The 1,930-nt window shown below is 66.6% G+C and carries 1 protein-coding gene; it reads right to left on the reverse strand.

The window, feature by feature from the left end:
* Positions 1-11: 11 nt before the first annotated feature.
* Positions 12-1,930 (reverse strand): acetate--CoA ligase (gene acs, locus RGD00_RS23185; RefSeq protein ID WP_310459599.1); only part of this gene is annotated, 1,919 nt, incomplete at its 5' end.

The raw sequence follows: 1,930 nt of genomic DNA on the forward strand, positions 1-1,930 counted from the left end.
CGTGTTTCCCGCTAGGCCCTGTTCATCCTGTTGTTGACGAGTTCGTTGACGACGTTTGGGTCTGCGAGTGTCGAGGTATCGCCGAGTGTTGCGAAGTCGTTTTCGGCGATCTTGCGCAGGATGCGGCGCATGATCTTGCCGGATCGGGTCTTGGGCAGGCCGGGGGCCCACTGGATCAGGTCGGGTTTGGCGATCGGGCCGATTTCCTGGCGCACCCAGGCTTCCAGTTCGCGCTTCAGCGCGTCGGTGGGCTCCACATCGTTCATCAGCGTGACATAGGCGTAGATGCCCTGGCCCTTGATGTCGTGCGGATAGCCGACCACCGCCGCCTCGGCCACCTTGGGGTGGGCGACCAGCGCCGATTCCACCTCTGCCGTGCCCATCCGGTGGCCCGAGACGTTGATCACGTCGTCCACCCGCCCGGTGATCCAGTAATACCCGTCGCCGTCCCGCCGGCAGCCGTCGCCGGTGAAGTAATAGCCCTTGTACTGGCTGAAATACGCCTCTTCGAAGCGCGCGTGATCGCCCCAGAGCGTGCGCATCTGCCCCGGCCAGCTGTCGGCGATGCAGAGCACGCCTTCCGCCTCCGTCGCCTCCTGCACCGCGCCGGTCGCGGCGTCCAGCACCACCGGCTGCACCCCGAAGAAGGGCCGCGTCGCAGCCCCCGGCTTGGTCGGGATCGCGCCGGGCAGCGGCGTGATGATATGGCCGCCGGTTTCCGTCTGCCAGTAGGTGTCGACGATCGGGCAGCGGCCCTTGCCCACATGGGTGTCGTACCAGTTCCAGGCCTCGGGGTTGATCGGCTCGCCGACCGTGCCCAGAAGCCGCAGCGACGACAGGTCGTGCTTCTCGATCCACTCCGCCCCGAGCCCCATCAGGCTGCGGATCGCGGTGGGGGCGGTGTAGAACTGCGTCACCTTGTGTTTCGCGCAGACCTGCCAGAAGCGGCCCGCGTCGGGCCAGGTCGGCACGCCCTCGAACATCACCGTGGTGGCGCCGTTGGCCAGCGGGCCATAGAGGATATAGCTGTGCCCCGTCACCCAGCCCACATCCGCGGTGCACCAGAAGACATCGCCGTCATGGTAGTCGAAGGTCAGCCGATGCGTCATCGCGGCATAGACCAGATAGCCGCCCGAGCTATGCACGACCCCCTTCGGCCGCCCCGTGGACCCCGAGGTATAGAGGATGAACAGCGGATCCTCGGCCCCCATTTCGGCATAGGCGCAATAGGGCGCGGCCGCGGCCATTTCGGCCTTCGCGTCGATGTCGCGCCCGTCCACCCAGGTGGTCTGGTCGCCGGTGTGTTTCACGACGAGGCATTTCACCCGGTCGTCGCAATGCAAGAGCGCCGCGTCGGTATTGGCCTTGAGCGCCGTCTTGCGCCCGCCGCGGGGGGCGAAATCGGCGGTGATCACCGCCTTGGCCTCGCAATCGTTGATGCGGTTGGCGAGCGCGTCGGGCGAGAAGCCGGCAAAGACCACCGAATGCACCGCCCCGATGCGCGCGCAGGCGAGCATGGCATAGGCCGCCTCGGGGATCATCGGCAGGTAGATCACCACCCGGTCGCCGCGGGCGATCCCGTGGGATTTCAGCACATTGGCCATGCGGCAGGTGTTTTCCAGCAGCTCCGCATAGCTGATGTGCCGCGCCGGCGCCGCGGGATCGTCGGGTTCCCAGATGATCGCCGTCCGGGTGGCGCGTTTCACCATGTGGCGGTCGATGCAGTTGGCGCTGACGTTCAGCGTGCCGTCCTCGTACCAGCGGATCGAAACCGCGCCCGGCGCGAAACTGGTGTCCTTGACCCGGCTGTAAGGCCGGATCCAGTCCACCACCAACCCCTCGCGACCCCAGAACCCCGCAGGATCCGACACCGACGACGCATACAGACGCGCGTAGCCATCAGCGTCAAGGTGCGCCGTGGACGTGAATT

It is taken from the genome of Ruixingdingia sedimenti, from assembly GCF_031432425.1.
GTDB lineage: Bacteria > Pseudomonadota > Alphaproteobacteria > Rhodobacterales > Rhodobacteraceae > Ruixingdingia > Ruixingdingia sedimenti.